Here is a 25,391-nt window from a genome sequence, read left to right on the forward strand (position 1 = left end):
CACTCTGCGAAGTAGTCGCTACCGCGGAGTGCGGAAGTGAGCGGGTACGATGCTGCCAAGCTTACTCGACTCGTGGTTGACCGTCATGTGATTGGCGTGCGAACGTCGCGCGGACGCCCGGTGACGATATGTAGGGGTGACAGGTTTTTCCCAGGCGACCTGCGCTATCTCCCTGCCTTCAGTGACCCAGGCCGCTCCTGGCGAGTTGCTGTTCAACGAACTGGGCAAACAGCGAATGCAGATGCGTCGTCGGATGAAGGTCGTCGGCGAACATGTACGTCTGGTCCGCGTTGCTGGCCACGTAGGTTGGAGGCGAACACAGCAAGGCCGTGTTATCCGGCGTTTTCTTGGGGTCGCAGGCCTGGCCCGTGTTCGACACGGCAAAGCCATTGGCCTGAAAGTTCGCGATGATCCCGTTCAACCACGTATAGGCATCGATCTGGATGACTTTCGCTTGCACACCAGCGGTCTGCAACGCGGTGTTCAGCGTGTCGTTGAACAGTTGCGATAACTGGGTCAGGTTCGCGCCGCCATCGGACGAGGCAAGACCGGTTGGCGAGAGCCCGACGTTCGGAAGATTGACCAGCACGACGTGCGCGCCGCCGTTCTGGACGATCTGTCCGACTACCTGAGCCAGAGTGTTGGCCGCCGTCTGCACGGTCGGCGCCGCAGCAGGCAGTTGCCCGGCGCGAAGCACGTCGTTTGCGCCGGCCCACACGAGCACCAGTTGATTGGAGTTGAAACTCCCGTGCGCCGATAGATAGCTGGACACCTGCTGATTGACCGGCATCTCGATGTTGCCGATCACCGAGGTCAGAAAATCCGATTGGTTGGCCGGCGTCGCTACAGTAGCACCGCCTTCCGCGTACCCGAGGCCGCTCTGCGCGGTAAGCTTGTGCGTGATGTCGATCGTATACGCAGCCTTTAGCGTGTCGCCGTAGTACTGCGCGACATCCTGGGTCCACACCTGCCCGGGATTAGTCGTAAAACGGCCGCCGCCAACCGGGCTTGCGAGCGGCGCGTAGGTTCCGACGTCGGAAAGGCTGTCGCCGAAAGAGACGATTTGCAAATTGATGCCGCCTGCCGGTGTCGCAGCTGGGCTGCTGCTGCTCGAGTCGCCTCCGTGCCCGCCGCATGCCGTAAGCAGTGAGGTCGCCACTGCAAAAATTGCAGCGCGTACCGTGTCATTTCTTCCTCGCATCGCAACATCTCCCTGGCCGGCCGGAGACGTTGCGACGTTACGGCTAAATTGCCGGTCGCTCTCTCCCGATAAGCACTCTCCCGAAGCAATAAGCGTGCGCTATCGTGACTGGCGCTGCTGTGACGTCGTGCACACTTTCGAGAACGGCGAGCGACGCGGAGCAATTAGGGGAATATCGCCGCTTTTAATGGAAGGATTCCGTATCAACCCAGCGTCCGGTTTTCGGCACATCTCTGATGGCATATCTGACGCATTTCGCCAGCGTAGAATCACACACTCACTTCGAAACACGCGCTCCCTTCTACACGAAAACGGCTCCGACATGGAAATCAAGTGGATCGAAGACTTCATCGCACTTTCCCAGTATCAAAGCTTCTCGCGCGCAGCGGAGTTTCGGAATGTCACCCAGTCAGGGTTCAGCAGGCGCATTCAGTCACTCGAGCAGTGGGTGGGCGCGGACCTGATCGACCGCAGCAGTTTCCCGCCGACGCTGACGCCTGCCGGACAACTGTTTCGTGAGGCCGCAGTCGACATACTGGGAAAACTGTTCGATACACGGGCCATCATTCGCATCGATCAACGCATGGCGGGTAAAGGCTTGCAGATTGCCGCGGGTCATACGATCGCGCTGAGTTTCCTGCCTGCGTGGTTAAAGGCGCTCACGGCACGTTTCGGCGAGGTCCGCGCCCGAGTGATACCCACTAATGTTCACGACTCCATTCTGATGCTCGTGAACGGCAACTGCGAACTGATGTTTGCTTATCATCACCCGGAGCTTCCGCTGCACCTCGACCCGGTCAGGTACGAGCATCTCACCGTGGGCGTCGATGTACTGCTGCCTGTTTGCCGACCCAACCCACGTGGCGCGCCTATGTTCCGGCTGCCGGGAACGGCGGCCCGTCCATTGCCGTTGATTTCGTATACGGAAACCAGTTATTTCGGCCGCTGCCTTGCCCTGCTTTTGAGCCGGGTCGACACGACGCCGGCTTTGCGGCCGCACTACGAGTCCGATATGGCCGAGGTTCTCAAGAAACTGGTGCTGGAAGGCGAAGGCGTCGCCTGGCTTCCCAAAAGCTCAATCGTCGCCGAGCTCGACGCGGGCGAGTTGGTCCTCGCGGGCCGCGACACATGGAGTCTCGAAGTCGAACTGCGCGCCTACCGGGATGCGTCGAATCGCAATGAGTTTCTCGACATGCTCTGGCGCCACCTTCGCGCTGCGTCGCCGGCGGTCGATTAGGGGTTAACCCGCCTTATGCGAGTTTCGCATATCCCCATGCCAGACCCGCATCGCGTCTTTTTTGCCCATCTCTATCATCCGTCCATGCACAGAAACGTCGCGTCGCTAACGACGTTTTTGCCTTCTGGCAGCGTATCGCGGTCACGTCGGACCCTCGTGCGCCTTCCTCGGACTGATGGAAATGAAAAACCGTCTTACTTTCTATATTGTGGTCGGCATGGCGCTCGGCGTGATCGTCGGCTATGTGTGTCATCGCAGCGCTGCGGGTGCTGCCGAAGCGAAGACCATCGCGGGTTACTTCTCGATCATTACGGACATTTTCCTGCGGCTCGTGAAGATGATCATCGCGCCGCTTGTCTTCGCCACGCTGGTGTCCGGTCTCGCCGGCATGGAAGGCACAAGCGATGTGCGCAGGATCGGGTTCAGATCGGTAGGATGGTTCGTGTGCGCGTCGCTTTTCTCGCTCGCGCTCGGCCTCGCCCTTGCGAACGCGCTGCAACCGGGCGCAGGGCTGCATATGACGCAGACCAGTTCCGATGTGGCCACGGGCCTGAACACCGCGGGCCTGAATTTCAAGGACTTTGTCACGCACGCGTTTCCTTCCAGCATCATCGACGCGATGGCGCGAAACGACATCCTGCAGATCCTTGTCTTTTCCGTCCTGTTCGGCGTCGTCCTAAGCGCCATCAAAAAAGATCCGCGTGTCACACCGTTGATCGCCGGCATCGATGCGCTCGTACCGGCCATGCTGAAGCTGACGGACTATGTGATGCGGCTCGCGCCCATCGGCGTCTTCGGCGCTCTGGCATCCGCGATCACCGTGAATGGCCTGGATGTGCTGACCACGTATGGCAAGCTCGTCGGCAGCTTCTATCTCGGTCTTGTCGCGCTGTGGATTGTCCTCATCCTCGTGGGCCATGTCTTTCTGGGCAAGCCGATCTGGAGGTTGTTAAAAGCGATCCGGGAACCCGCCATGCTCGCCTTTTCGACCGCGAGTAGCGAGGCTGCTTACCCACGTCTTACCGAGAAGCTCGAAGCGTTCGGTATCGACAAGAAAGTAGTCGGCTTTACGCTGCCGCTCGGCTATGCGTTCAATCTCGACGGCTCGATGATGTATCAGGCGTTTGCCGCGATTTTCATTGCACAGGCATTCGGTATCGACATGCCGCTCAGCACGCAAATCATGATGTTGCTGGTCCTGATGCTGAGCAGCAAGGGAATGGCCGGCGTCGCGAGAGGTTCCGTGGTGGTGGTCGCCGCCGTTGCGCCGATGTTTCATCTGCCTCCGTCCGGCGTAGTACTGATCCTCGCCATCGATCAGATACTCGATATGGGGCGGACCGCTACGAATGTGGTTGGCAATAGCATCGCGACGGCGGTTATTGCGAAGTGGGAAGCGAAGCGCGCCGTCAAACATATCCACGGCACCGACAGCCTGGCGTTGGGCCGATTGCAAGAATCGCGCGAGTTGCAAGGCGAGACCAAATGATCGGCGCAAGCGTGCAGAGCGGAAGAAAATTCGGCGTGGTGGGCGGCCTGGGTCCGCTGGCGAGCGCCGACGTCTTTTTCAAGCTCGTTAAATCGACGCCCGCGTCGAGCGATGCGGAACACGTCGACGTCATCTTCGAACAGCATCCCTTTCGCGGCGCGGTCGCCGGTAGTGAAGCAACGACTCCGCGGAAGCTGTACATCTTCGACATGATCAGCAGTTTCGAGAAGCGAGGCGTGACGACCGTCGTACTCCCATGCTTTCTCAGCCATACGTTCATCGATGAGTTGAAGGCTAACTCATCGTTGCAGATTGTCGATATGGTCGAAGCCGTGCGCAGCCATGTGCGTAGAAAATTTCCGACGGCACGGCGAATCGGCGTGCTGACCTCGGACTTCACGCGTCGAAAAGGCTTGTTCGAAAAGTACTTCGCGACGCCGGAGTTTGAACTCATTCATCCCCGCCCACGCGAGAACATCGACCTGGTCACCGAAGCGGTCTACGGCGCGAACGGCGTCAAGAGCGGCAACCTGTCCGGCCGGCCCGTCGCGCTTCTGCGCGCGGCGTGCGAGGACCTGATCGCACAAGGCGCAGATATCATCGTGCCGGGCCTGACCGAAATCGCACTCGTGGCCGAGGAAATGGGTCTTTTCCGGGTACCACTCATCGATTCGAATCTTGCATATGCGCAGTACGTGATAGCGGGCGATTACGGTTCGCCTGAATCGATTTTCAAAGTTGGCGTGGTGGGTGGCGTTGGTCCGGCGGCGACGGTGGATTTCATGCAGAAGATCGTGCGCAACACGCCGGCGAATCGCGACCAGGACCACATCAGGCTTTTGATTGAACAGAACCCCCAGATTCCCGATCGCACGGAAAACCTGATCGGTGACGGCCCCGATCCGACTATTTCGCTTTACGCGACCTGCAAAAAGCTCGAGTCGGGCGATGCGGATCTCATCGCTATTCCGTGCAACACGGCGCATGCATTTGTCGAACGCATTCAGCCGTATCTGAGCATACCGATCATCAATATGCTGACGGTGACGGTCCGTTATCTTCGAGAGAAGTTTCCGGCGCTTGGCTCGGTCGGCGTGCTGGCCACTTCGGGGACGATCGCAAGCGGCGTCTACGAGAAAGCACTGGAATCAGAGGGATTGCGGCAAATCGTACCGCGCGCGGAATTGCAGGCGCGGGTCATGGAAGCAATCTACGGCAAGAAAGGCGTGAAGGCGGGCTTTACCACCGGGCAATGCCTGGACGATATCTCCGTTGCCATTCATGGACTCGTTGCAGAAGGTGTCGAAGTCATCATCCTGGGATGCACCGAGTTGCCGCTTCTATTGCCGAAGCAGAGCTTCGTGGGCACGACTGGCACGCGCGTCAGTCTGGTCGATCCGACCGATGTCCTTGCACGGCAATGCGTGGCTCTGGCGACGGCGTCCGCGCTACACGCTCCGGTCTTTAGCGCGCCCGGTCGATCGCGCTGACAGCCAACTCCCGAGCCAGGTCCGCGTACAGTTCGGCCCACTTGCCTATCAAACTGGGATCATCGGTCAGGAAAAGCGGATGTTCGGCCCAGGCGCTGACGTCCGCACCTTTCCAGGCCATTTCGAATATCCGCAACTCCTCATCCTCGCTGACGCCGACATCGACCAGTTCGCCAAACGAGGCCAGGTTGGAGAGCGACACATTTTCGGCCGCGATGCCGTGAATAGCGGCCAGGGCGCCGGTCGCCCGCTTTCGGGCATCGTCACGGCTGCCGGCAAACAGGAACACGATGCTTTCGCCGTGCGCGTTGTTCGCCGCCGCCCGATACAGCGAAGTTTTGCAGCGATGACTCAGTTGCGTGCCCATGGTTGCCCCCGGTTCCGAAAACTGTTCGTCGTTTTGCTCCGCCACCTGAGTTGTGCCGATTTGCGTCTCCAGGCGCTGCTGCCGGTCGCGGTATCTGTCGCTGCTCCAGTACAGGTAAATACCGCACACGACCAGGCAGGCCATCGCGAGAATCCCGACGCCTCCAAGTATCGCAAGATCCGCATGCGCCATTTCGGGCCTCCTCTAGTCTCGCGCGTGTCACGCCCGCCATTTGCGGAACCTTGCCGGCACGCTATCTATCAGAATACGGCGGCCCCGCTCGACTTTTTAAACCGTCCCACGCATGAACCGGACGCGGGTGGCGGAGAATCGGTCTGCTCGCATCGCCGGCATGGCCGAGATCTTGCGAGCGCAGGAACGATACTTCGAGTATCTGATGGCAGTGGCTAATGATCAACAGAGCACACCTCTCTATTGACCAATCGATCGCGCTATAGGACGCTATGAGGCTTATGCCAATGCGCCGGACGGCTGTCTCACGTCGCGCCCTTCATCTTCGGAAACCGCCCCGCCGCAAAACCCCGGACCCAGGTCGCGGCGCGTAACTTCAGCGGTTTCTTTTGCAGTGCAGCCGCGATGAAGTCGACAAATACTCGAGCGGCCAGGCGGTTGGCTCGCGCCATCGGGAATAGGCATGCACGGGCAGGCGCGCATGCCGTTCACGGCATCTACACTCCAGCCAGCGCCGGGAGTTCAACCTCGTAAGAAACGCGTTCGCGCCAGCTGCTCATTTCCGGCTGATGAGCCACGCGACTCTGGCGCGGCGCGCTGTCGACATGTCTCGGCAGCGGCGCCGGATAGCGCGCACGTTTCTTCTCAAGAATGGCCTGGCTCAAAAATTCCGCGCTGTAGGCCTTCAACAGGTGCGCATGATGTGCTTCGATATACGCGGCGATCTGCGCCTGTTCGCCGTCGATCGTAGCGAGCAGCTTCAGCGTCTGCGCATCCCAGCGAAAGCGCAGGCCGAGTTCATCGAAAGCGGCGTTATAGGCGCACAGTTGCGCCTGGATTTCAGCATGGTGCGCGCTGTCGCCAGCGTCGAATTGCGAGGGGTTCATGGTCGTCTCCGTCAGGCAGGTGGCATGAACGAAGAGTAGAAGAGCCCATAAATAAACAATAGTTAAAGTTTTTTCGAAAAACGATAGTGTTTTGTTTATATATTGGTTTACCCCAAGTGGCCACAGCATCGAGATTCGCGCACCCTGGACAGCGTGCCATCGCCGTCAATCGAGCCATGGGCAAGGGCGACAGCGCATCCATTAGGAATACCGAATGCAAACCATAAAATGTTTTAACTTTTCCTTATTGCTGTTCTCGCGCAGCATCCACTCAGACGCGCTGCACGACCCATCGCCTCTCACTCGCCGGTTTTTCTCTCGACGGGTAAGGGTTTTCGTTAGTGCAGCTCCCTCTGGCCGACCATTGGCGCCTCGCTGCCGCAAATAAAACGGCGACGAAGCGGTTCGATCACGTAAGTCCAACGCGCCGTTTGAGCGCGACGGAATATACAGGAGACGGAGACATGGGACATTCCAGTGCATCGGAGAGAGGCCGCACTGCATTCACGCATCACCGCTGGGTGCAGCTCGCGATCGGCATTGTGTGCATGGGGCTCGTCGCAAATCTGCAATATGCGTGGACGCTGTTCGTGGTACCGATGGACAACGCCCACCACTGGGGACAAGCGGCGATCCAGACAGCGTTCACGATCTTCATCGTCACCGAAACCTGGCTCGTGCCCGTCGAAGGCTGGCTCGTGGACAAATTCGGGCCGCGCCCGGTCGTCATCGGCGGCTCGCTGTGCGCGGCGCTCGGCTGGATCATCGACGCTCATGCGAACAGTCTCGCCGAACTGTACGCCGCGGCAGTCATCGCCGGGATCGGCGCGGGCTGCGTGTATGGCACCTGTGTGGGCACGGCGCTCAAATGGTTTCCGGACAAGCGCGGTCTCGCGGCGGGTTTGACCGCGGCGGGTTTCGGCGCCGGGGCGGCCGTCACCGTGATCCCGATTGCCGACATGATCCAACGCTCGGGCTACCAGCACACCTTCATGTTCTTCGGCATTTTCCAGGGCGTCTGCATTCTGCTGCTCGCCACCATGCTGATTCGGCCGAAGCCGCCCGCCACCGCTGTCGCCACTAAACGCATCGTCGCTAGCAAGATCGACTACACCCCTGGCGAGATGATCCGTTCGCCGCTCTTCTGGGTGCTGTATCTGATGTTCGTGTTCGTTGCAGCCGGCGGCATCATCGCGACCGCGCAGCTCGGGCCGATTGCGAAGGAATTCGGCTTCGCCAAGCTGCCCGTGAATCTGATGGGCATCACGCTGCCGCTCCTCACGATGACACTGTCTATCGACAACCTGTGCAACGGTTTTACCCGTCCCTTGTGCGGCTTTCTGTCGGATCGCATCGGCCGGGAAAACACGATGTTCATGATCTTTCTCGGCGAAGGCGTCGCGCTGCTGGGACTCATGCAGTTCGGCCATAACCCGTACGCCTTCATGTTCTTCGCGGCCGCCGTATTCCTGTGCTGGGGCGAAATCTTCTCGATCTTCCCGGCGACCTGCGCGGATACGTTCGGCAGCAAATACGCCGCAGCCAACGCGGGAACGCTGTACACCGCGAAGGGCACGGCATCGATGCTGGTGCCGCTGGCGTCGGTGCTGTCGGCGAACGGCGGATGGAGCACGGTGTTCATCTCCGCCGCCGTGGTGTCGATCGCGGCAGCCGTATCCGCGAAATTCATCCTCGCCCCCATGAGAAAGCGCTGGATCGAAAACTCAGGCGCGCCGGCCGGCGTCGTCATCGCCGAAGCACGGCTGCAGCCGTCGTCCGGCGGCTCGCCTGATTGACTGACCACGTGAGCGCCCCGCTCGCGAAATACCACACACGCCCCGCCACTAAGGAGAGATGTCATGGCAGAAGCCGACCAGCCCACAACAGACAACACGTCGACACAACAGGCGATCGAGACGACCGACGGATTCCATCTCGTCATCGACGCGCTGAAACTGAACGACATCAACACCATCTTTGGCCTGGTCGGCATCCCGATCACCGACCTGGCGCGTCTTGCCCAGGCGGAAGGCATGCGTTTCATCGGCTTTCGCCATGAACAGCACGCGGGCAATGCAGCGGCCGTTTCCGGTTACATGACAAAGAAACCCGGCATCTGTCTGACGGTGTCGGCGCCGGGTTTTCTGAATGGACTGACCGCACTCGCCAACGCGACCACCAACTGCTTCCCGATGATCCTGATCAGCGGCTCGAGCGAGCGCGAAATCGTCGATCTGCAGCAAGGCGATTACGAAGAGATGGATCAGTTGAATGCAGCCAAGCCGTACGCGAAGGCCGCTTATCGTGTGCTGCATGCGGAAGATATCGGCATCGGCGTGGCGCGCGCGATCCGCGCCGCGGTGTCGGGCCGCCCTGGCGGCGTCTATCTGGACCTGCCCGCCAAGCTGCTCGCGCAAACCATGGACGCCGTGAAAGCGCAGCAATCGCTGGTGCGCGTGATCGACGCAGCACCTCGTCAATTGCCCGCGCCGGAATCGGTCAAGCGCGCGATCGATGTTCTGAAGAGCGCCAAGCGTCCGCTGATTCTGCTCGGCAAAGGCGCGGCGTACGCACAGGCCGACGCGGAGATTCGCGGCTTCGTCGAACAAAGCGGCATTCCGTATCTGCCGATGTCGATGGCCAAGGGCCTGCTGCCCGATACGCACGAGCAATCGGCATCGGCGGCGCGTTCGTTCGTGCTGCAGGAGGCCGACGTCGTCGTGCTGATCGGCGCGCGTCTGAATTGGCTGCTCTCGCATGGCAAAGGCAAGACGTGGGGCGCCGAGCCGAAGAAGTTCGTCCAGGTCGACATCTCGCCGACGGAAATCGACAGCAACGTCGCGATTGCCGCGCCGGTGATCGGCGATATCGGTTCGTGCGTGGCGGCGCTGCGCGAAGGCCTCGATGCGAGCTACAAAAAGCCGAGCACGGAGTGGACCGGCGCAATTGCCGAACGCAAGAACAAGAACCTCGCCAAGATGGCCGCGACGCTCGACAAGAACCCGTCGCCGATGAACTTTCACAGCGCGTTGCGCGCGATCCGCGACGTGCTGAAAACACGGCCGGACATCAACGTCGTCAACGAAGGCGCGAACACGCTCGACTACGCGCGCAGCATCATCGACATGTACGAGCCGCGCAAACGCTTCGACTCGGGCACGTGGGGAATCATGGGCATCGGCATGGGCTTCGCGATCGGCGCGGCGGTGACGAGCGGCAAACCGGTCGTCGCGATCGAGGGCGATAGCGCGTTCGGCTTCAGCGGCATGGAACTCGAAACCATCTGCCGTTACGACCTGCCGGTTTGCACCATCGTCTTCAACAACAACGGCGTGTATCGCGGCACCGACGTGAACCCGACCGGCGGCAAAGACGTCGCGCCGACCGTGTTCGTGAAGAACGCGCGCTACGACAAGATGATCGAGGCATTCGGCGGCATCGGCTATCACGCGACCACGCCGGAAGAACTGACGAAGGCGCTGCTCGAATCGATCGCCTCGGGCAAACCGAGCCTGATCAACGCCGTCATCGACGAAGCGGCCGGCACCGAAAGCGGCCGCCTGACCAATCTGAATCCGCAAAGCGCGGCAATGAAAAAGTAATCTGGGCAACCACGGAGATTCAACATGACCAAACCTCTCGAAGGCATCAGGATCATCGACTTCACCCACGTTCAGGCGGGCCCCGCATGCACGCAGTTGCTCGCCTGGTTCGGCGCGGACGTCATCAAGGTTGAACGGCCGGGTTCCGGCGACGTGACGCGCAACCAGTTACGCGATATCCCTGATGCCGACGCGCTGTACTTCACGATGCTCAACAGCAACAAGAAGTCGCTCACGCTGGACACGAAAAAACCCGAAGGCAAAGAGGTGCTCGAAAAGCTGATCCGCGAATCGGACGTGCTGGTCGAGAATTTCGGCCCCGGCGCGTTGGACCGGATGGGCTTTTCGTGGGAACGCCTGAACGAACTCAACCCGAAGATGATCGTCGCTTCGGTGAAGGGCTTCAGCGACGGCCACCACTACGACGACCTGAAGGTCTACGAAAACGTCGCGCAATGCGCGGGCGGCGCGGCCTCCACCACCGGCTTCTGGGACGGCCCGCCGACCATCAGCGCGGCGGCGCTCGGCGACAGCAACACCGGCATGCATCTGGCCATCGGCATTCTGACCGCACTCCTCGGACGCGACAAAACCGGCAAAGGCCAGAAGGTCGCGGTATCAATGCAGGACAGCGTGCTGAATCTGTGCCGCGTGAAACTGCGCGATCAGCAGCGGCTGGAGCGTGTCGGTTACCTGGAAGAATATCCGCAGTATCCGCACGGCGAATTCAGCGATGTCGTGCCGCGCGGCGGCAACGCCGGCGGCGGCGGCCAGCCGGGTTGGGTGCTCAAGTGCAAGGGCTGGGAAACGGATCCGAACGCGTACATCTACTTCACGATTCAGGGCCACGCGTGGGAACCGATCTGCAAGGCGCTCGGCAAGCCCGAGTGGATCGACGATCCGGCCTACAAGACTGCGGAAGCACGACAACCGCATATCTTCGAGATCTTCAAAACGATCGAAGATTGGCTCGCCGACAAGACCAAGTTCGAAGCGGTCGACATCCTGCGCAAGTTCGACATTCCGTGCGCGCCGGTGCTGACCATGAAGGAACTGGCGAACGATCCGTCGCTGCGCGCGAGCGGCACGATTGTCGAAGTGCCGCACAAGAAACGCGGCTCGTATCTCACCGTCGGCAGCCCGATCAAGTTTTCGGATCTGAAGCCGGAAGTCACTGCTTCGCCGCTGTTGGGCGAACACACCGAAGAAGTGCTCGCGAGCCTCGGCTACAGCAAGCAGGACATTTTCAACCTGCGCGAAGTGAAAGCGGTTTAAATGGTGCTACGCAAGGCCGGGTATCAGCCCGGCCTTGCCGATGCGGCGCCCCTGGCGGCGCCGTATGCTTTTGAGCATCGTGTTGTCATATTGGGGAACGCCATGCAAAACGCCATCGACTTCCAGCAACTTGCCAACGCAATCGGCGACGCGATCGTCATTTCCGACGCCCACGGCAGCATCACATTCTGGAACCCCGCGGCTGAACGCATGTTCGGCTTTACGCAAAGCGAGGCGCTCGGCAATTCGCTGGACCTGATCATCCCGGAGCGTCTGCGCGGCCGGCATTGGGACGGCTATCACAAGACCATGGCAACGGGCGAAACCCGCTATGGGAACGACGTACTGCGTGTTCCAGCCGTGCACAAGGACGGACGCTCGCTATCGATCGCCTTTACGGTCGCATTGCTGCATTCGCCACAAAACGAACTCACCGGCATCGTCGCCGTGATCCGCGACGAGACCAGCCGCTTCCAGGAGGATCGCCTGCTGCGCAAGCGGCTTGCGGAACTGGAGGCGTCCGCCGGCGCGTGAGCGCCCCTGCTTCACCCCCGTTCGGTCCATCGCTGTAGACTCTGCCAGATCGCGTTTTCAATCACACTGGATCAGGCAACATGGACCGCATCGACGCAATGAAGGTGTTCGTCGCCACGCTCGACGAAGGCAGCCTGGCGGGCGCGAGCCGTCGACTCGGCCGCTCGCCCGCCGCGGTTAGCCGCGCTATTGCGTTCCTCGAAGAGCATGTCGGCACGGCCTTGCTGCATCGCACGACGCGCACCATCAAACTGAGCGAAGCCGGCGAACGATATGCCGCTGCCTGCCGCCGCATTCTCACCGATCTCGAAGAGGCCGACCTGCTGATCGCCGGCGAGCGCTCCGCGCCGCGCGGGCTGCTCACGATCACCGCGCCGGTGGCCGCCGGCCAGGACATGCTGCAGCCGATCATCGACGAATTCGTCGACCGCTATCCGGCTGTGTCGGTCCGCCTGAATATGCTCGACCGCCCGGTGAGCCTCATCGACGAAGGGATGGATCTGGCGTTGCGCATCGCTCATCTGCCCGATTCCACGCTGGTGGCAATTCCGGTCGGCGAAGTGCGGCGGGTCGTTGCCGCGTCGCCTCGCTACCTGGCCAAGCACCCTCCCATCACCGAACCTGCCGATCTGGCCCAGCATCAGATCATCTCCATGACTCACTTCGGCCTGGATTCGTGGAGCTTTCCGCCGCCGAACGGTTCGACGATTCCGCGCGTCGTGCAGTTCACGCCACGCTTCATCGTCAACAGTATTCAGGCGGCCGTGGCCTCGGCGGTCGCGGGACACGGCGTCACCCGCATGTTTTCGTACCACGTCGCCGAACAGGTCAAGGAAGGCACGCTGAAGATCGTCCTGAGCGACAACGAACCCGCCCCGCTACCGGTCCACCTGCTGACACCGCACGGGCGCCTCGCCGTGCCCAAGGTGCGCGCGTTCGTCGATTTCGCGGCGCCGCGTCTGCGCAAGCATTTCACCCAATCCCAGCGGATTACCACCAGAAATTGAACCGTTTCGCGGAAGAATGTCTGCCGTGCCGCGTGGATTCTCTCTTCAATCGGTTCAATCTAGACTTGGCTCCATCGAGATCACCTGACGCAAGCCATCGGCCACCCCGGGAATTCACTGGCATGACCGACGCCACGCTCGACTCGAATCGGCAATCTTCGTAACAGGCACCCATACCGCACGTGAACGGCGGCCACAACGTCGGCGCTCCAGGTGTCGTTCGTCACGCTGCGAAGCATTGCGGACTCAGTTTGCAATCCTCATGAGCGGCATTGCGAGCGGTGATCGTCGTACCTTTCGCGTCGAACCCGCCAACAAGACGAGTCGGCGCGTAACCGAACAGTGGAGGCAGTGATGCAACGTGCAGTCGTCAACGGACCGATCCCGCCGGCATTCAATGTGTGGCGCGGCGCGCTGGCAGGCGCCAGCGCGAGCCTGGTCGGTATCGGCCTCGCGCGCTTCGCCTATACCCCGTTGTTGCCGGCGATCGTCAGCGCGCACTGGTTTCCGGCGTCGACCGCCGCGTATCTCGGCGCGGCCAATCTCGGCGGCTATCTGGCGGGCGCGCTCGCAGGCGGTTGGCTGGCACGGCGTTTCGATGCCACGTCCGTGTTGCGCGCGATGATGCTGCTCGCGACCGTCGCGTTCGTCGCCTGCGCCTTTCCGGTTTCGTTTCTGTGGTTCTTCGTCTCGCGCTTCGCATCCGGCCTGGCCGGCGGCGCGCTGATGGTGCTGGCCGCGCCGACGATCCTCGCGCACGTGAGCCCATCGCGCAGGGGCTTTGCGAGCGGCGCGATCTTTAGCGGTATCGGTCTCGGCATCGTGGCATCCGGGACGATCGTGCCGATCCTGCTGCGCCAAGGCCTGATGCAAACGTGGCTGGGACTGGCCGCAATCTCCCTCGCTCTGACAGCCGTCGCGTGGAACGGCTGGCCGGGACGAGGCGAATCCGCCGCGCAGCACACGACGCATCACACACGGCATGGTCAGACTTATCCGGCTGCGTCGCTGCGCGCGCTCTACACCGAGTATGCGTTGAACGCCGTCGGCCTCGTTCCGCACATGATCTTTCTCGTCGATTTCGTGGCGCGCGGCCTCGGCAAGGGTCTCGATGCCGGCGCGCAATACTGGGTGCTGTTCGGCCTCGGCGCGATTGTGGGCCCGCTGCTGACGGGTCATCTGGCTGACCGCGCCGGCTTCGGTCCGGCATTGCGTATGGCCTTTGTCCTGCAGATCGCCGCAGTCGCGTTGCCGGCCGTCGTGCGCGGGCCCGCGGCATTGATCGTGTCGAGCGTCGTAGTCGGCGCATTCGTGCCGGGCATCGTAGCGCTCGTGCTCGGCAGGATCAATGAATTGCTCGCGCATCATCCGGCTGCCCAGAAAAGCGCGTGGAGCGCGGCGACCACCAGTTTCGCCGTCTTGCAGGCCGTCGCGGCGTACGGTCTGTCGTTTCTGTTTGCGCACGACGGCGGCAATTACACCACGCTGTTCGTGATTGGCGCAGCGTCTTTGGCGCTTGCTCTCGCGGTGGATCTATTCGCGTCGTTTCGCTTCGGTTCGAAGCAAGCCTAGCCGCTCCGCTGCAGGCGACTCCACCCACTACTCGAACTGTGAGAACCTCATGACCTCCAATACCGGCTTTCTGCAGGCACTCGGCGTGCAGCATCCCATCATTCAGGCGCCGATGGCGGGCATTTCGACGCCCGCCCTTGCAGCCGCGGTTTCCAATGCCGGCGCGCTCGGCTCGATCGCCGTGGGTGCGAGCACCGCGCAGCAGGCGCGCGAACTGATTGTCGCGACGCGCGCGCTCACCAGCGAGCCGTTCAATGTCAACGTGTTCTGCCATCGGCCGGCCTACAGCGATCCGCTTCGCGAAGCGACCTGGCTCGCGCATCTGCAGCCGCTGTTCGCCGAGTTCGGCGCCAGAACGCCGGTGGCGCTCAAGGAGATTTACACGAGCTTCGTGGTCGACGAGGCGCTGCTGCAAGTGTTGATCGAAGAGCGTCCCGCTGTCGTCAGTTTTCATTTTGGGCTGCCATCGCGCGAATGGATCAATGAACTGCATCGCGCCGGCATTCTGCTGTTCGGATGCGCGACCACGCCGCACGAAGCCTTGCAAATCGAGCAGGCGGGACTCGATGCGATCGTCGCGCAAGGTGCCGAAGCAGGCGGTCACCGTGGCGTCTTCAATCCGGACGACGACGCGATGATCGGCACCCTTGCGCTGGTGCGGCTGATCGCCAGACAGTCGACGCTGCCGGTCATCGCCGCGGGCGGCATCATGGACGGTCAAAGCATTGCCGGCGCGTTGCTCCTCGGAGCGAGCGCAGTGCAGATGGGCACCGCGTTCGTGCTGTGTCCGGAATCGGGCGCGGATGCCGCCTACCGCAACGCATTGACCACCCAGCGCGCGTACCGGACGGCCGTGACGGCCGCGATCTCCGGCCGCCCTGCGCGCGGTTTGAGCAACCGGCTGTATATCGACGTAGACTCGCCGGACGCGCCGCCGCTGCCCGACTATCCGATTGCATACGACGCCGCCAAGGCGCTGAACGCCGCCGCCCGTGCCAAAGGCAACACAGAATTTGCTGTCCAGTGGGCCGGCCAGGGCGCACCGCTCGCGAGAGCGTTGCCTGCGGCGCAATTAGTCGCCGCATTGATGAGCGAACTTGCCGAAGCACAGGGTCAGTCACGCTCGCATTTGTTTGCCGAGAAGACGATATGAACACCCCCTCGCAAGTTTCCGTGCCTTCCGGTCAGCCAACGCACGGCCTCGACTATTCCGCGCGACATGAACGTTACTGGCGCCGCAATCTGGCCGTGTGCGTATTCGGCTCGTTCACTACGCTCGTCAGCCTGAGCATGCTGCTGCCGTTCTTGCCCATCTATGTGCAGCAACTCGGCGTGCAGTCGCAGTCCGCCGTCATCCAGTGGTCGGGAATCGCGTTCGGCGCCACGTTTCTCGGCACTGCCGTCACGGCGCCCGTGTGGGGACGCCTTGCCGATCGTTATGGCCGCAAGCCGATGCTGGTGCGCGCGGCCGTCGGCATGGCCGTGGTCATGTCGCTGATCGGCGTTGCGCACAACGTGCATCAACTCGTCGCCCTGCGTTTGCTCGCGGGTCTCGTGGGCGGCTACTCGTCGGCGTCGACGGTCATGGTCGGCACCCAGGCGCCGAAGGAACGCGCGGGCTGGGCGCTCGGCGTCCTGTCGACGGGAGCGCTGGCCGGCAACCTGATCGGGCCGCTCGTCGGCGGTTTTTTGCCGGGCTGGCTCGGCATTCGCGGCACGTTCTTCGCCGGCGGCGCCATGATCGCGGTCGCCGCGCTGCTCACGATTTTCGTCGTAAAGGAAGATTTCGACCCGGCGACTCATTCCAGCCGGCGTCCCGCCGAACACGCAACGGCGAGCACGCATCGCAACAACTACCCGGTGATCGCCGCGTTGCTCGTCACGGCAATGATGGTGCTGCTCGCCAACATGTCGATCGAGCCGGTCATCACCGTCTATGTGGGCAGTCTCGGCGTGCAGTCGCTGCATCTGGCGCGCGTGGCCGGCATCGTGATGGCCTGTTCGGCTTTCGGCAGCATGCTGACGGCCGCACGCCTCGGCGCTTTGGCCGATCGGGTGGGCAGTTGGAACGTGATCGTCGCGTGCCTGGTGTTGACCGGGCTGGTGATGATTCCGCAAGCGTTCGTTCACGCGTGGTGGCAACTGGCGGGATTACGCGCGCTGATGGGCATGACGCTGGCCGGTCTGCTGCCTGCGATTGCGAAACTCGCCCGGCATGCGGTGGAAGAGCACAAGACCGGTCAGATGCTCGGCTACCTGCAGTCGGCGCAATTCAGCGGACAGGTTGTCGGTCCGATTATCGGCGGCGTGATCGCTGTCCATCTCGGGCTGCACTCTGTGTTCTTCGTCACCGGCTCGTTGCTGGTGGCATGCGCCGCGCTTGCGCAGTGGGCGCGGACTCGTCAGAGTCTCGCTGTTTGATCGGCGAGATTGCCGCCGTCATTCGCCCGCGATTGTTCTACCCGACGGATTCTTTACCCTCGCATGCAACTGCGTGCGAATCTCGCTCGCGACTGCCGGCGGCAGCGGAATATAGTCCAGGTCCTCAGCGGCCTGGTTGCCGTTCGTCAGCGCCCAGTCGAGGAATCTCAGCGTTTCCTCGCCGCGCTCCGGTTTGTCCTGCGTGCTGTGCAGCAATACATACGTCGCGCCGACGACGGGCCATGCGTTTGCGCCCGCTTCATTGGTCAGGATCGGAAAGCGCGATCTGGACCAGTCGGCGCTCGCGGCGGCGGCCTTGAATGTTTCCGGCCCAGGCTGAACTACGGCACCCGCCGCATTTTCCATGGCCGCGTACGACATATGGTTCTGCTTCGTGAAGTCCCACGCAACGTAGCCGATCGCGCCCGGCAAATGCTGTACGAAGGTAGCAACCCCTTCGTTGCCTCTTCCGCCTATTCCGCGCGGCCAGCGCACTGACGTCCCCTCACCGACCTTGCTCCTCCACTCAGGGTTGACCTGCGCGAGAAAGTGCGTCCAGATCAGCGTGGTACCTGAACCGTCGAGCCGACGAACCACCGCGATAGGCGTATCGGGCAGCTTGATCGTGGGGTTGATGGCGGCAATGGCCGGGGCATTCCAGCTGACGATTTTGCCCAGATAGATATCTCCAAGCACACGCCCCGAGAGAATCAACTCGCCTGGCTTGATACCAGGTAGATTGATGACCGGCACGACACCGCCGATTACGGTTGGAAACTGGATCAGCCCGTTCTTCGCCAGCTCGTCGTCGCTCAGCGGTGCGTCCGAACCTGCGAAATCGACCTGGCTGACCATGATCTCCTTCAAGCCTTCCGTCGACCCGACTGCGCGATAGCTCACCGTGCCGCCGCCCGCGCGCTGATACGCGTTGGCCCATTTCATATAAATCGGCGCGGCAAAGGTGCTGCCGGCGCCGGTGATGTCAGCGCTGTGCGCCGCGACCGCCAGAAAAGCGCCGGCCACACTAGCCAACAATGTTTGTATATAGCTCACGAAAGACCTCACTCGGAATTGTTGTTGAAGCTCATGAAGTGAAGCTCGCCGGGTAACGACGCGTGGCGCAATGAAACTATGGTCTGGCGGACTCCTTTACGATTTCTATTTCCGCCAGTTGGTCGTCGCGTTGCGGTGTGCCGATCTGAAACCGGGTGTGTGCAGCGCTGAATAACAACTTTTCTTATTACAGGACGATGAACAGCGGGAAGCAAATTGAATCGCTCTATCACCACGGCACGGAAAGGACTCGCCATTCGATTCGACATACTGAACAACGTGAGGACTTCTCCGAGCGAAAGTATGTTGAATGGTTGCGTGGAATCCGCCGCGTGCACAATGAGGGCATGGCCCTCGAGGTTTTTACGTTGTAGGATTGGTATTACCGTTTGCCAAGCCACCCGATACGCGTCACCTTACGTTCACCTCACTTCCGTCCGCTTTTGGGACTCATGCATCTCGAGCCGATGAACTCCACACCTGACACGCGTGATCCCGCATCCGCAACCGCATCTGCACAGGAGCGGAACGCGGACAATCCCGGCAAACGAGGCGGCACGATTGCGCCGGACATGTCGCCGGCAGTGGCATTTTCGACGCTGGCCACGCCAATGGCCGCGCAAGTGGCGCAACGCATCGGCAGCTTGTGCGTGAGCGCGGATGCGGAAAGTCCGCACAAACTGCGTGTCGTGCTGCGGCGCTTGCGTTCGCTGTGGTGGGCTTACGATCCGCTGATCGACAGATCGCAGGCAAGATGGCAGCGGCGCGAATTCAAGGCGCTCGCCGATTCCGCCGGTCAGACGCGTGACTGGGATATCCTGAAACACTTACTGGCGGAAGACGTGTCGACCGCAGACTCTTTTGCGGCGCTCATCGAACGTCTCGATCTATTGCGTGGCAATGCGCTGTTGCGCAGTCGCGCAACGATCGCCGACGCGAACGCCGAAGCCATGCTGACGCAGCGGATAGCGAGCGTGATTCAGCAACTCGACGCATGCTCGTTCGACGAACCACTCGCGGTATTCGCTACGAACCGTGTTACAGCGGCGAAGCAGTCGCTGCGAAAACGGTTGAAGCGCGCGCTGGGAAATCCGCACGCCGGCTATGCTGAACTTCACGATGTCCGCATCGCGGGAAAGAAAGTGCGCTACTTGTTGGAGTTTTTCGCACCGCTACTCGATAGCGGCGATGAGATCAGCGTCGTGGAACTCACGCAATTGCAGGACGAACTGGGCAAGCTCAACGATATCGTTTCGAGCGAAGCGCTACTCCTCGCGCATGCGGATCGGCTCGGTGAGCCCGGCATAATAGACGACGCAATTGCGTATCTCAGGCATCGCAAAGGCCAGCACATGCAGCGAGCGGATGCGGAGCTACACGCACTCCGCGACCGGCTTGCCCTTGAGCGTACCGGCGCCGGTATGAACTGACTCGACGATACGGCGTTATACGGCCACTGCCACTAGCGCCAAAGCCGGACGCAACGGCCCTTATCGCTCCTTGCGCCGGCGGAACGCCCACCATCCCGCGAGCCCGGTAAAACCGGCGACGAGCAACACCATCACCCAGAAGCCGTGCCGGTTTTCAGCTAGCGGGATACCGCCGACATTCATGCCGAAAAAACCCGCGACGATATTGATCGGCATAGCGAGAACCGTCACCAGTGTGAGCGTAAACAGCGTGCGGTTGTTCTGCTCTTCGAGGCGGGAGATGATTTCCTCCTGCAGCAACCTGACCCGTTCGATCAGCCCGGCCACGTCGGAGAGAACCACGGAAAACTCTTCCGTCGACTCGCGCAGGTCCTGTACGTCCTCCGAATGAAGCCAGCGCGGCGGCCTTGCGAGCAGACGGAAGATCGCACCGGGTTCAGGCGCCAGCATGCGCTGTAAGCGCGTCAGCATTCGGCGCATCGCGCCCAGGTCGATCCGGTTCTGTGTGGGCCGCTGCGAGAGAAACCTGTCCTCGATCCGGTCGACGTCGGCGCTGGTTCGCCGGACGATCTGCACCAGCAGGTCAGCCTGATCACGCATCAGGTGAACCAGTAATTCCGCTGGAGACCTGAATACTTCCCCCTCCCGAACCGACGCGCGCAATCGGTCCACAGAGCGCAGTGGTTTGAGACGTGCGGTCACGATGATCCGCTGGTTCGCGTAGATCCACAGCGTCGCAATCTCGGAGGGAGTGAACTCGAGATTGAACATGACGTCGTTCACGACCGCGCGTAGTGCGCCGTCCGCATGTTCGATACGCGTGGAGTGCGAGCCTTCGCGCAATGCATCGAAAAACGTCTCGGGCAAATCGAGCTGGGCTCTTATCCAACGCTCGCTGGCGCTATGCGCCAGATTGAAGTGAAGCCAGAGAAACTCGCTGCCTTCCTTCGCGGGGCCGTTGGCATCGTGGGCCTGCAGCCATTCGGCGACTTCGTCGGCGTCGACAGAGCGCCCGGCGCGATTCGAAGTAAAGAGAAAGCCGCAGACCATGCCGGACGAGTCCGCGCCGTAGGTTTGCAGTAGCAGATCAGATTTCATAGGTCATTCAGCGTTTGCTTCCCATGCGGGATTGGCCTATCCAGCAATCTGGCGGCCGTAATCAGACCGTGGCAGCCGCCACACGATTCCAATTTCAGGCACCGCGCAGATTGAACCGGAATCAAAGTCCTGAGCATATCGCGGCCGATCAAAAGAAGGTTAACCCGCTAGTTTTCACGACGTCGACTTAGCGAATGCTTAAGCTTAGGCAAGCGGATCATTTAATTTGAGTAGTCACAAGAACGTCATATTTCACACTTAAGTTGCAGCCCATCGAAGGCGGCCGTGTCGCCATGAGGAGTCTCACCATGAATCTCAAGCAACTTACGCTGGTCGTGTGTGCGCTGTGTGCCGGCGCCGCACACGCCGCCGACATCACCGGTGCGGGCAGCACCTTCGCCGCGCCGATCTATACGAAATGGGCCGACGCCTATCAAAAGACCGGCGGCGGCAAGGTCAACTATCAGGGCATCGGTTCGTCAGGCGGCATCAAGCAGATCATTGCGAAGACCGTCGATTTCGCCGGCTCGGACGCCCCGCTCAAAGACGACGAACTGGCCAAAGACGGGCTATTCCAGTTCCCGACCGTTGTGGGCGGCGTGGTGCCGGCAATCAACGTGCCGGGTGTGAAGGCTGGCGAACTGGTGCTGTCGGGCGAAGTGCTCGCCGATATCTATCTGGGCAAGATCAAGAAGTGGAACGATCCGGCGATCGCCGCGCTGAACCCGAAAATGAAACTGCCCGATACCGATATCGCCGTCGTTCGCCGTGCCGACGGCTCGGGCACCAGCTTCATCTGGACGAACTATTTGTCCAAGGTGAGCCCGGAGTGGAAGTCGAAGGTAGGCGAAGGCGCCACGGTGAACTGGCCGACGGGGACGGGCGGCAAGGGTAACGACGGCGTGGCCGCTTTCGTGCAGCGTCTGCCGGGCGCGATCGGCTACGTCGAGTGGGCGTATGCGAAGCAGAATCACATGACCTATGCCTCGCTGAAAAATGCAGCGGGTACGGTGGTCGCACCGGCAACGGACAGCTTCAAGGCAGCGGCAGCGGGCGCGGACTGGTCGAAGTCGTTCTACCAGATTCTGACGAACGAGCCGGGCAAGAACGCGTGGCCCGTGGTCGGTGCAACATTCGTGCTGTTGCACACGACGCAGGACAAAGCACCGCAAGGCGCCGAAACACTGAAGTTTTTCGATTGGGCGTTCAAGAACGGCGGCAAGGCGGCGGATGATCTCGACTACATTTCGCTGCCGGAATCCGTGACGGCTGAAATCCGCACGCAGTGGAAACAGAAAGTGAAGGACGCGTCGGGCAAACCGGTTGCGCCGTAAGCGCCGGCCTCATGGGGCGCGCGTCACATGCGCGCGCCTTTCTCCATTTCGCGTCTGACCGGTGGCTTGCGTCAGGTCGTGACTTTCGACATCGCCGCCGTGGCCGGGTCGTAACGGTAGCCCTTCTGCGCGAGCTGGTGCGTCATCGTCGCGGCGATCAGTTTTTGCTGCGCCTCCCTGGAGATCAATTCGTGATCCGGCTTGAGCCGCTCCAGTTCGGACGAAAGCCGCCTGACAAGCGCCACCTCGCCGGTGCTACGCGCGTCGATGAACAAGATTTTTTCGCTCGCGAGACCGAGCCGCTGCTTCAGGTCTTTTGCGTGCGCGACCCACTGTTCGGCCGTTGTGCGAAGCTCGCTCATGGCCTTTGCATGGGCTTTGGCTTGCGTCGACATTTGACGTTGCAATGCCGCGACCTCCTCCGCATTGTCGTTCTCCTCGGCGCGGGCTGCTAACTGCTGGGCGCGTTGAGCGTGTTGCGCGATGGCCGCGGTTTGCGCCGCGACGCGCTGCTCCAGTTGCGCGACATGGCGTTCGGCGGCCTCCGCGCGCTCCCTCACGGTGGACGCGTCCTGCGATAGCCGAGCGAGGTTCGCACTGACGAGTGTCTTCGCCTCGGTCACGGTGCTGATTTGCTCCCGCGCCTCCTCCAGTTCATGCGTGACACGCTGCAACTCGCGCAGTTGAGCCGACGCTTCCTCGGCCCGCACCTGGGCTGCCTCGCGCTCCGCGATAAGCACAGCGCGGGCTTGTTTCAACTCAGCTTCCACTGCGGCGAACTGCGCGTGGTTCTCGCTTGCCTGCGCTTCAGCTGCTTTTGCCTGCGATGAAGCCGCGTTCAACTCCGTCAACAACCGTGCCGCTTCTTCTTCCCTGGCTTGATAGGCGTTGTTCAACGCTGCAATCCGCTGCTGGGCTTGATCGCGTTCTTCGGCGGCTCGCGCGATTTCATCGTGCCTGGCTGATAGTTCTGCGGCCAACTCCGCTCGTGCCTTGCGTTCTTCGTCTAGCAAAGCCGTTGCGGCTTGCTGTTCGGCAGCTTGCGACGCTGTGCGCTGGGTGAGTTCTTCTACGCGTGCTTCGGCTGCCTGCGCGCGCGACGTTGCCGCGCTCAACTCGTCGGACAGTCGCGTCGCTTCTTCCGACTTCGCCTGATGGGCGTCGCGCAAAGCGGCGAACTGCTGCCGCGTTTGATCGTGTTCCTGGGTGACTCGCGTTACCTCGTCGTTCCTGGCCGAGACAACCGCCGTCAACTCTTCGCGTGCTTTGCGTTCTTCTTCCAGCAAGGCGTTCGTCGCTGTCAGATTGGCATGATCCGCCGATGCACGCTGTTCGATTTCTTCTACACGTGTCTCTGCTGCTTGAGCGCGTGACGTCGCGGTACTCGCTTCCTGCGACCATCGCGTCACTTCCTGCGAGCTCGCCTGATACGCGGCTTCCAACGTCGCCAATTGCTGCAGTGCCTGGTCGCGCTCCTGAGTGACGCGCGTTATTTCGTCGGTCTTGCTGGAGACAGCCGAGGCCAATTCCTGGCGTGCCTTACGTTCCTCTTCAAGCGACGCGCTCGTCGCTTCCAGGCTGGCACCTAGCGACGACACGCGTTGCGTAAGCTCTGCCACGCGCGCCTCCGCCGTTTGCGCGCGAGACGCAGCAGCACTCGCCTCGTGCGACTTGGCCTCATAGGCGCCGCGCAGCGACGTGATTTCCTCCAGCGCAAGATCACGCTCTTGAGCGACACGCGTCATCTCATCGTTCGTGACCGAGACGATCGACGCCAGTTCTTCGCGTGCTCTGCGTTCCTCTTCGATAGATAACTTTGCAGACTCCAGGTCCTCAACCTGCAGCGACACTTGCCGCGCCAGTTCTTCCGCGCGCGCCTCCGCCGCTTGCGCACGCGACGAAGCGGCGCTCGCCTCCTGCGACCGTTGCGTGGCTTCTTGCGACTTCGCCTCATGGGCGTCGCGCAACGCGGCGATTTCCTGCTGGGCGCGATCGCGTTCCTGCGTGACTCGCGTTACTTCATCGTTCTTGCTCGTGACGACCGTCGCCAACGCTTCGCGCGCCTGTCGTTCCTCTTCAAGCAACGCGTTCACGGCTTCCAGTTTGGTTTGGTCGTCGGACGCGCGCTGCACGAATTCGTCGATGCGTGCCTCCGCCGCTTCAGCGCGCGACGTAGCCGCGCTTGCCTCTTGCGCGAATCGCGTCGCCTCTTCTGTCTTCGCCTGACAGGCGTCGCTCAATGTTATGGCTTCGTGCCGCGCCTGATCTCGCTCCTGCGTGATCTGAGCGACTTCATCAGTTTTGCCGGTCAGCGCCGCGGCCAACTCTTCGCGCGCGAGGCGCTCTTCGTCGAGCGAGGCCTTCGTGCCTTCCAGTTCGGCGTCTTGCGCGGATGCACGTTGCACCAGTTCGTTGACGTGAGTTTCCGCCGCTTCGGCGCGACCGGCGGCGCTCGCGCGTTCCGCCTCGAGGCGTAGGGCAGCACTTTCCGACGCGCTCAGCGCGTCCGTCAGCGCGCTGAGGCGATTGCGCCCCGCTTCCATTTCATCGATGCTCTTTTGATACTCGGCAAGCGCTTCGTCCCGTTCCGCGAGGGCAGCTTCGAGGTCCTGGCTCACCGCGGCGAGACGTTGATTGAACGCCTTCTCCGCATCGTGCTGCGACGCCGCCCAGATCCGATCCGCGGCGCTGATGACCGTTTCCGCGAGGCCTTCCGGCAAGCCGGGCTGGACCTGTGCTTGCGGTGTTTCGGCCTGCCGCGCCTCGCGCCAGCGTTGCAAGGCTGCGACTATCGCCACCAGCGAACCGCCGCGAACCTCTTTCCAGATCGTCACTGGCGAAACTCTTCTGCCCTCTTCGACCATGCGATCGGCGATGGCAGCGATCTGTTCATCGGTGATTGTGTCTGTGTCCGTGGACATATGCGCCTCAAGAATCAATGTAACGGGGCGAAAGGTTAAATTTTATACGTTACTACGTCTGCGGACGTCCGGCGACGTTCGGGATACAAGCTAAATGACAGCTAACGGAACGCGGACCGCTGATATTAGGGCTCAACGGTCGTCTCGAATGCGCGGAACAGCGGACCATAAGGCGGCTATATCGCCGCCGATCGCTCGCGTGAAGGAGGTACCCGCGATACCGGTACGAGCGCTTGCCTTGTTAGCCCGCACCGACGTTGCAACAATGCAGCGGAAGCGCT

General features: G+C 61.5%; 19 protein-coding genes. 13 read left to right on the forward strand and 6 right to left on the reverse strand.

Annotated features, from left to right (window positions below):
• Positions 1-178: 178 nt before the first annotated feature.
• Positions 179-1,201 (reverse strand): SGNH/GDSL hydrolase family protein, encoded by a 1,023-nt coding sequence (locus tag B0G75_RS27470; protein ID WP_106313184.1) that lies wholly within the window; start codon positions 1,199-1,201, stop codon positions 179-181.
• Between the two features lie 322 nt (positions 1,202-1,523).
• Between B0G75_RS27470 and B0G75_RS27475 the strand changes: the two genes are divergently transcribed.
• The 3 genes from B0G75_RS27475 to B0G75_RS27485 all read left to right on the forward strand — a co-directional run bounded on the left by B0G75_RS27475 (position 1,524) and on the right by B0G75_RS27485 (position 5,417).
• Positions 1,524-2,438 carry a LysR substrate-binding domain-containing protein gene (locus tag B0G75_RS27475; RefSeq protein WP_106313187.1) on the forward strand — a complete coding sequence of 305 codons (915 nt, stop codon included), beginning with the start codon at positions 1,524-1,526 and terminating at the stop codon, positions 2,436-2,438.
• Between the two features lie 181 nt (positions 2,439-2,619).
• The gene (locus tag B0G75_RS27480; RefSeq protein ID WP_106313190.1) at positions 2,620-3,927 is read left to right on the forward strand and encodes a dicarboxylate/amino acid:cation symporter; all 1,308 of its coding nucleotides are present in this window, start codon (positions 2,620-2,622) and stop codon (positions 3,925-3,927) included.
• Entirely contained in the window at positions 3,924-5,417 is a 1,494-nt protein-coding gene (locus tag B0G75_RS27485; RefSeq protein ID WP_106313193.1) for an aspartate/glutamate racemase family protein, read from the forward strand. Before B0G75_RS27480 ends, B0G75_RS27485 begins: the two co-directional genes overlap by 4 nt.
• On the opposite strand, the gene B0G75_RS27490 is transcribed toward B0G75_RS27485, so the two are convergent.
• Positions 5,392-5,976, reverse strand: a complete 585-nt coding sequence (locus B0G75_RS27490; protein WP_106313196.1) for a hypothetical protein — start codon at positions 5,974-5,976, stop codon at positions 5,392-5,394. The two genes, B0G75_RS27485 and B0G75_RS27490, sit on opposite strands and share 26 nt — an antisense overlap.
• A 497-nt stretch (positions 5,977-6,473) precedes the next feature.
• Complete coding sequence (locus B0G75_RS27495) at positions 6,474-6,992, reverse strand: hypothetical protein (RefSeq protein WP_374956923.1); 519 nt, start codon at positions 6,990-6,992, stop codon at positions 6,474-6,476.
• 335 nt (positions 6,993-7,327) lie between these two features.
• Between B0G75_RS27495 and oxlT the strand changes: the two genes are divergently transcribed.
• From oxlT to B0G75_RS27535, 8 genes are all read left to right on the forward strand, one after another.
• Positions 7,328-8,659 (forward strand): oxalate/formate MFS antiporter, encoded by a 1,332-nt coding sequence (oxlT, locus tag B0G75_RS27500; protein WP_106313202.1) that lies wholly within the window; start codon positions 7,328-7,330, stop codon positions 8,657-8,659.
• 63 nt (positions 8,660-8,722) lie between these two features.
• Positions 8,723-10,465 carry an oxalyl-CoA decarboxylase gene (oxc, locus tag B0G75_RS27505; RefSeq protein ID WP_106313205.1) on the forward strand — a complete coding sequence of 581 codons (1,743 nt, stop codon included), beginning with the start codon at positions 8,723-8,725 and terminating at the stop codon, positions 10,463-10,465.
• A gap of 24 nt (positions 10,466-10,489) precedes the next feature.
• Positions 10,490-11,740 (forward strand): formyl-CoA transferase, encoded by a 1,251-nt coding sequence (frc, locus tag B0G75_RS27510; protein ID WP_106313208.1) that lies wholly within the window; start codon positions 10,490-10,492, stop codon positions 11,738-11,740.
• Between the two features lie 102 nt (positions 11,741-11,842).
• The gene (locus tag B0G75_RS27515; protein WP_106313347.1) at positions 11,843-12,274 is read left to right on the forward strand and encodes a PAS domain-containing protein; all 432 of its coding nucleotides are present in this window, start codon (positions 11,843-11,845) and stop codon (positions 12,272-12,274) included.
• Between the two features lie 80 nt (positions 12,275-12,354).
• Entirely contained in the window at positions 12,355-13,281 is a 927-nt protein-coding gene (locus tag B0G75_RS27520; RefSeq protein ID WP_106313211.1) for a LysR family transcriptional regulator, read from the forward strand.
• Positions 13,282-13,635: 354 nt separating this feature from the next.
• A complete protein-coding gene (locus B0G75_RS27525; RefSeq protein ID WP_106313214.1) occupies positions 13,636-14,853 on the forward strand; it encodes a YbfB/YjiJ family MFS transporter in 1,218 nt (405 codons plus the stop codon).
• 49 nt (positions 14,854-14,902) lie between these two features.
• Positions 14,903-16,006 (forward strand): nitronate monooxygenase family protein, encoded by a 1,104-nt coding sequence (locus B0G75_RS27530; protein ID WP_106313217.1) that lies wholly within the window; start codon positions 14,903-14,905, stop codon positions 16,004-16,006.
• Complete coding sequence (locus tag B0G75_RS27535; RefSeq protein WP_106313219.1) at positions 16,003-17,274, forward strand: MFS transporter; 1,272 nt, start codon at positions 16,003-16,005, stop codon at positions 17,272-17,274. Before B0G75_RS27530 ends, B0G75_RS27535 begins: the two co-directional genes overlap by 4 nt.
• 18 nt (positions 17,275-17,292) lie before the next feature.
• On the opposite strand, the gene pstS (B0G75_RS27540) is transcribed toward B0G75_RS27535, so the two are convergent.
• Complete coding sequence (gene pstS / locus B0G75_RS27540; RefSeq protein ID WP_106313222.1) at positions 17,293-18,327, reverse strand: phosphate ABC transporter substrate-binding protein PstS; 1,035 nt, start codon at positions 18,325-18,327, stop codon at positions 17,293-17,295.
• Positions 18,328-18,794: 467 nt separating this feature from the next.
• Here pstS (B0G75_RS27540) and B0G75_RS27545 point away from each other — a divergent pair, with 467 nt between their 5' ends.
• Complete coding sequence (locus B0G75_RS27545) at positions 18,795-19,757, forward strand: CHAD domain-containing protein (RefSeq protein ID WP_258194729.1); 963 nt, start codon at positions 18,795-18,797, stop codon at positions 19,755-19,757.
• 60 nt (positions 19,758-19,817) lie between these two features.
• Here the strand turns inward: B0G75_RS27545 and B0G75_RS27550 are convergent, their stop codons facing one another.
• Complete coding sequence (locus B0G75_RS27550) at positions 19,818-20,855, reverse strand: transporter (RefSeq protein WP_106313228.1); 1,038 nt, start codon at positions 20,853-20,855, stop codon at positions 19,818-19,820.
• 293 nt (positions 20,856-21,148) lie between these two features.
• Between B0G75_RS27550 and pstS (B0G75_RS27555) the strand changes: the two genes are divergently transcribed.
• Complete coding sequence (pstS, locus tag B0G75_RS27555; protein ID WP_258194731.1) at positions 21,149-22,189, forward strand: phosphate ABC transporter substrate-binding protein PstS; 1,041 nt, start codon at positions 21,149-21,151, stop codon at positions 22,187-22,189.
• A gap of 71 nt (positions 22,190-22,260) precedes the next feature.
• Here pstS (B0G75_RS27555) and B0G75_RS27560 read toward each other — a convergent pair whose 3' ends face one another.
• Positions 22,261-25,110: a DNA-binding protein gene (locus tag B0G75_RS27560; RefSeq protein WP_106313234.1), complete on the reverse strand. Its 2,850-nt coding sequence runs from the start codon at positions 25,108-25,110 to the stop codon at positions 22,261-22,263.
• Between the last annotated feature and the right edge of the window lie 281 nt (positions 25,111-25,391).

The sequence above is a fragment of the Paraburkholderia sp. BL18I3N2 genome, assembly GCF_003001875.1.
In the GTDB taxonomy this organism is placed as follows: Bacteria; Pseudomonadota; Gammaproteobacteria; order Burkholderiales; family Burkholderiaceae; genus Paraburkholderia; species Paraburkholderia phytofirmans.

What these genes read in the sequence shown, in the direction of transcription:
- B0G75_RS27470 (WP_106313184.1), bottom strand. Translation starts at nt 1,201, where the DNA reads ATGCGAGGAAGAAATGACACGGTACGCGCTGCAATTTTTGCAGTGGCG.
- B0G75_RS27475 (WP_106313187.1), top strand. Translation starts at nt 1,524, where the DNA reads ATGGAAATCAAGTGGATCGAAGACTTCATCGCACTTTCCCAGTATCAA.
- B0G75_RS27480 (WP_106313190.1), top strand. Translation starts at nt 2,620, where the DNA reads ATGAAAAACCGTCTTACTTTCTATATTGTGGTCGGCATGGCGCTCGGC.
- B0G75_RS27485 (WP_106313193.1), top strand. Translation starts at nt 3,924, where the DNA reads ATGATCGGCGCAAGCGTGCAGAGCGGAAGAAAATTCGGCGTGGTGGGC.
- B0G75_RS27490 (WP_106313196.1), bottom strand. Translation starts at nt 5,976, where the DNA reads ATGGCGCATGCGGATCTTGCGATACTTGGAGGCGTCGGGATTCTCGCG.
- B0G75_RS27495 (WP_374956923.1), bottom strand. Translation starts at nt 6,992, where the DNA reads ATGCTGTGGCCACTTGGGGTAAACCAATATATAAACAAAACACTATCG.
- oxlT (WP_106313202.1), top strand. Translation starts at nt 7,328, where the DNA reads ATGGGACATTCCAGTGCATCGGAGAGAGGCCGCACTGCATTCACGCAT.
- oxc (WP_106313205.1), top strand. Translation starts at nt 8,723, where the DNA reads ATGGCAGAAGCCGACCAGCCCACAACAGACAACACGTCGACACAACAG.
- frc (WP_106313208.1), top strand. Translation starts at nt 10,490, where the DNA reads ATGACCAAACCTCTCGAAGGCATCAGGATCATCGACTTCACCCACGTT.
- B0G75_RS27515 (WP_106313347.1), top strand. Translation starts at nt 11,843, where the DNA reads ATGCAAAACGCCATCGACTTCCAGCAACTTGCCAACGCAATCGGCGAC.
- B0G75_RS27520 (WP_106313211.1), top strand. Translation starts at nt 12,355, where the DNA reads ATGGACCGCATCGACGCAATGAAGGTGTTCGTCGCCACGCTCGACGAA.
- B0G75_RS27525 (WP_106313214.1), top strand. Translation starts at nt 13,636, where the DNA reads ATGCAACGTGCAGTCGTCAACGGACCGATCCCGCCGGCATTCAATGTG.
- B0G75_RS27530 (WP_106313217.1), top strand. Translation starts at nt 14,903, where the DNA reads ATGACCTCCAATACCGGCTTTCTGCAGGCACTCGGCGTGCAGCATCCC.
- B0G75_RS27535 (WP_106313219.1), top strand. Translation starts at nt 16,003, where the DNA reads ATGAACACCCCCTCGCAAGTTTCCGTGCCTTCCGGTCAGCCAACGCAC.
- B0G75_RS27545 (WP_258194729.1), top strand. Translation starts at nt 18,795, where the DNA reads ATGAACTCCACACCTGACACGCGTGATCCCGCATCCGCAACCGCATCT.
- B0G75_RS27550 (WP_106313228.1), bottom strand. Translation starts at nt 20,855, where the DNA reads ATGAAATCTGATCTGCTACTGCAAACCTACGGCGCGGACTCGTCCGGC.
- pstS (WP_258194731.1), top strand. Translation starts at nt 21,149, where the DNA reads ATGAGGAGTCTCACCATGAATCTCAAGCAACTTACGCTGGTCGTGTGT.
- B0G75_RS27560 (WP_106313234.1), bottom strand. Translation starts at nt 25,110, where the DNA reads ATGTCCACGGACACAGACACAATCACCGATGAACAGATCGCTGCCATC.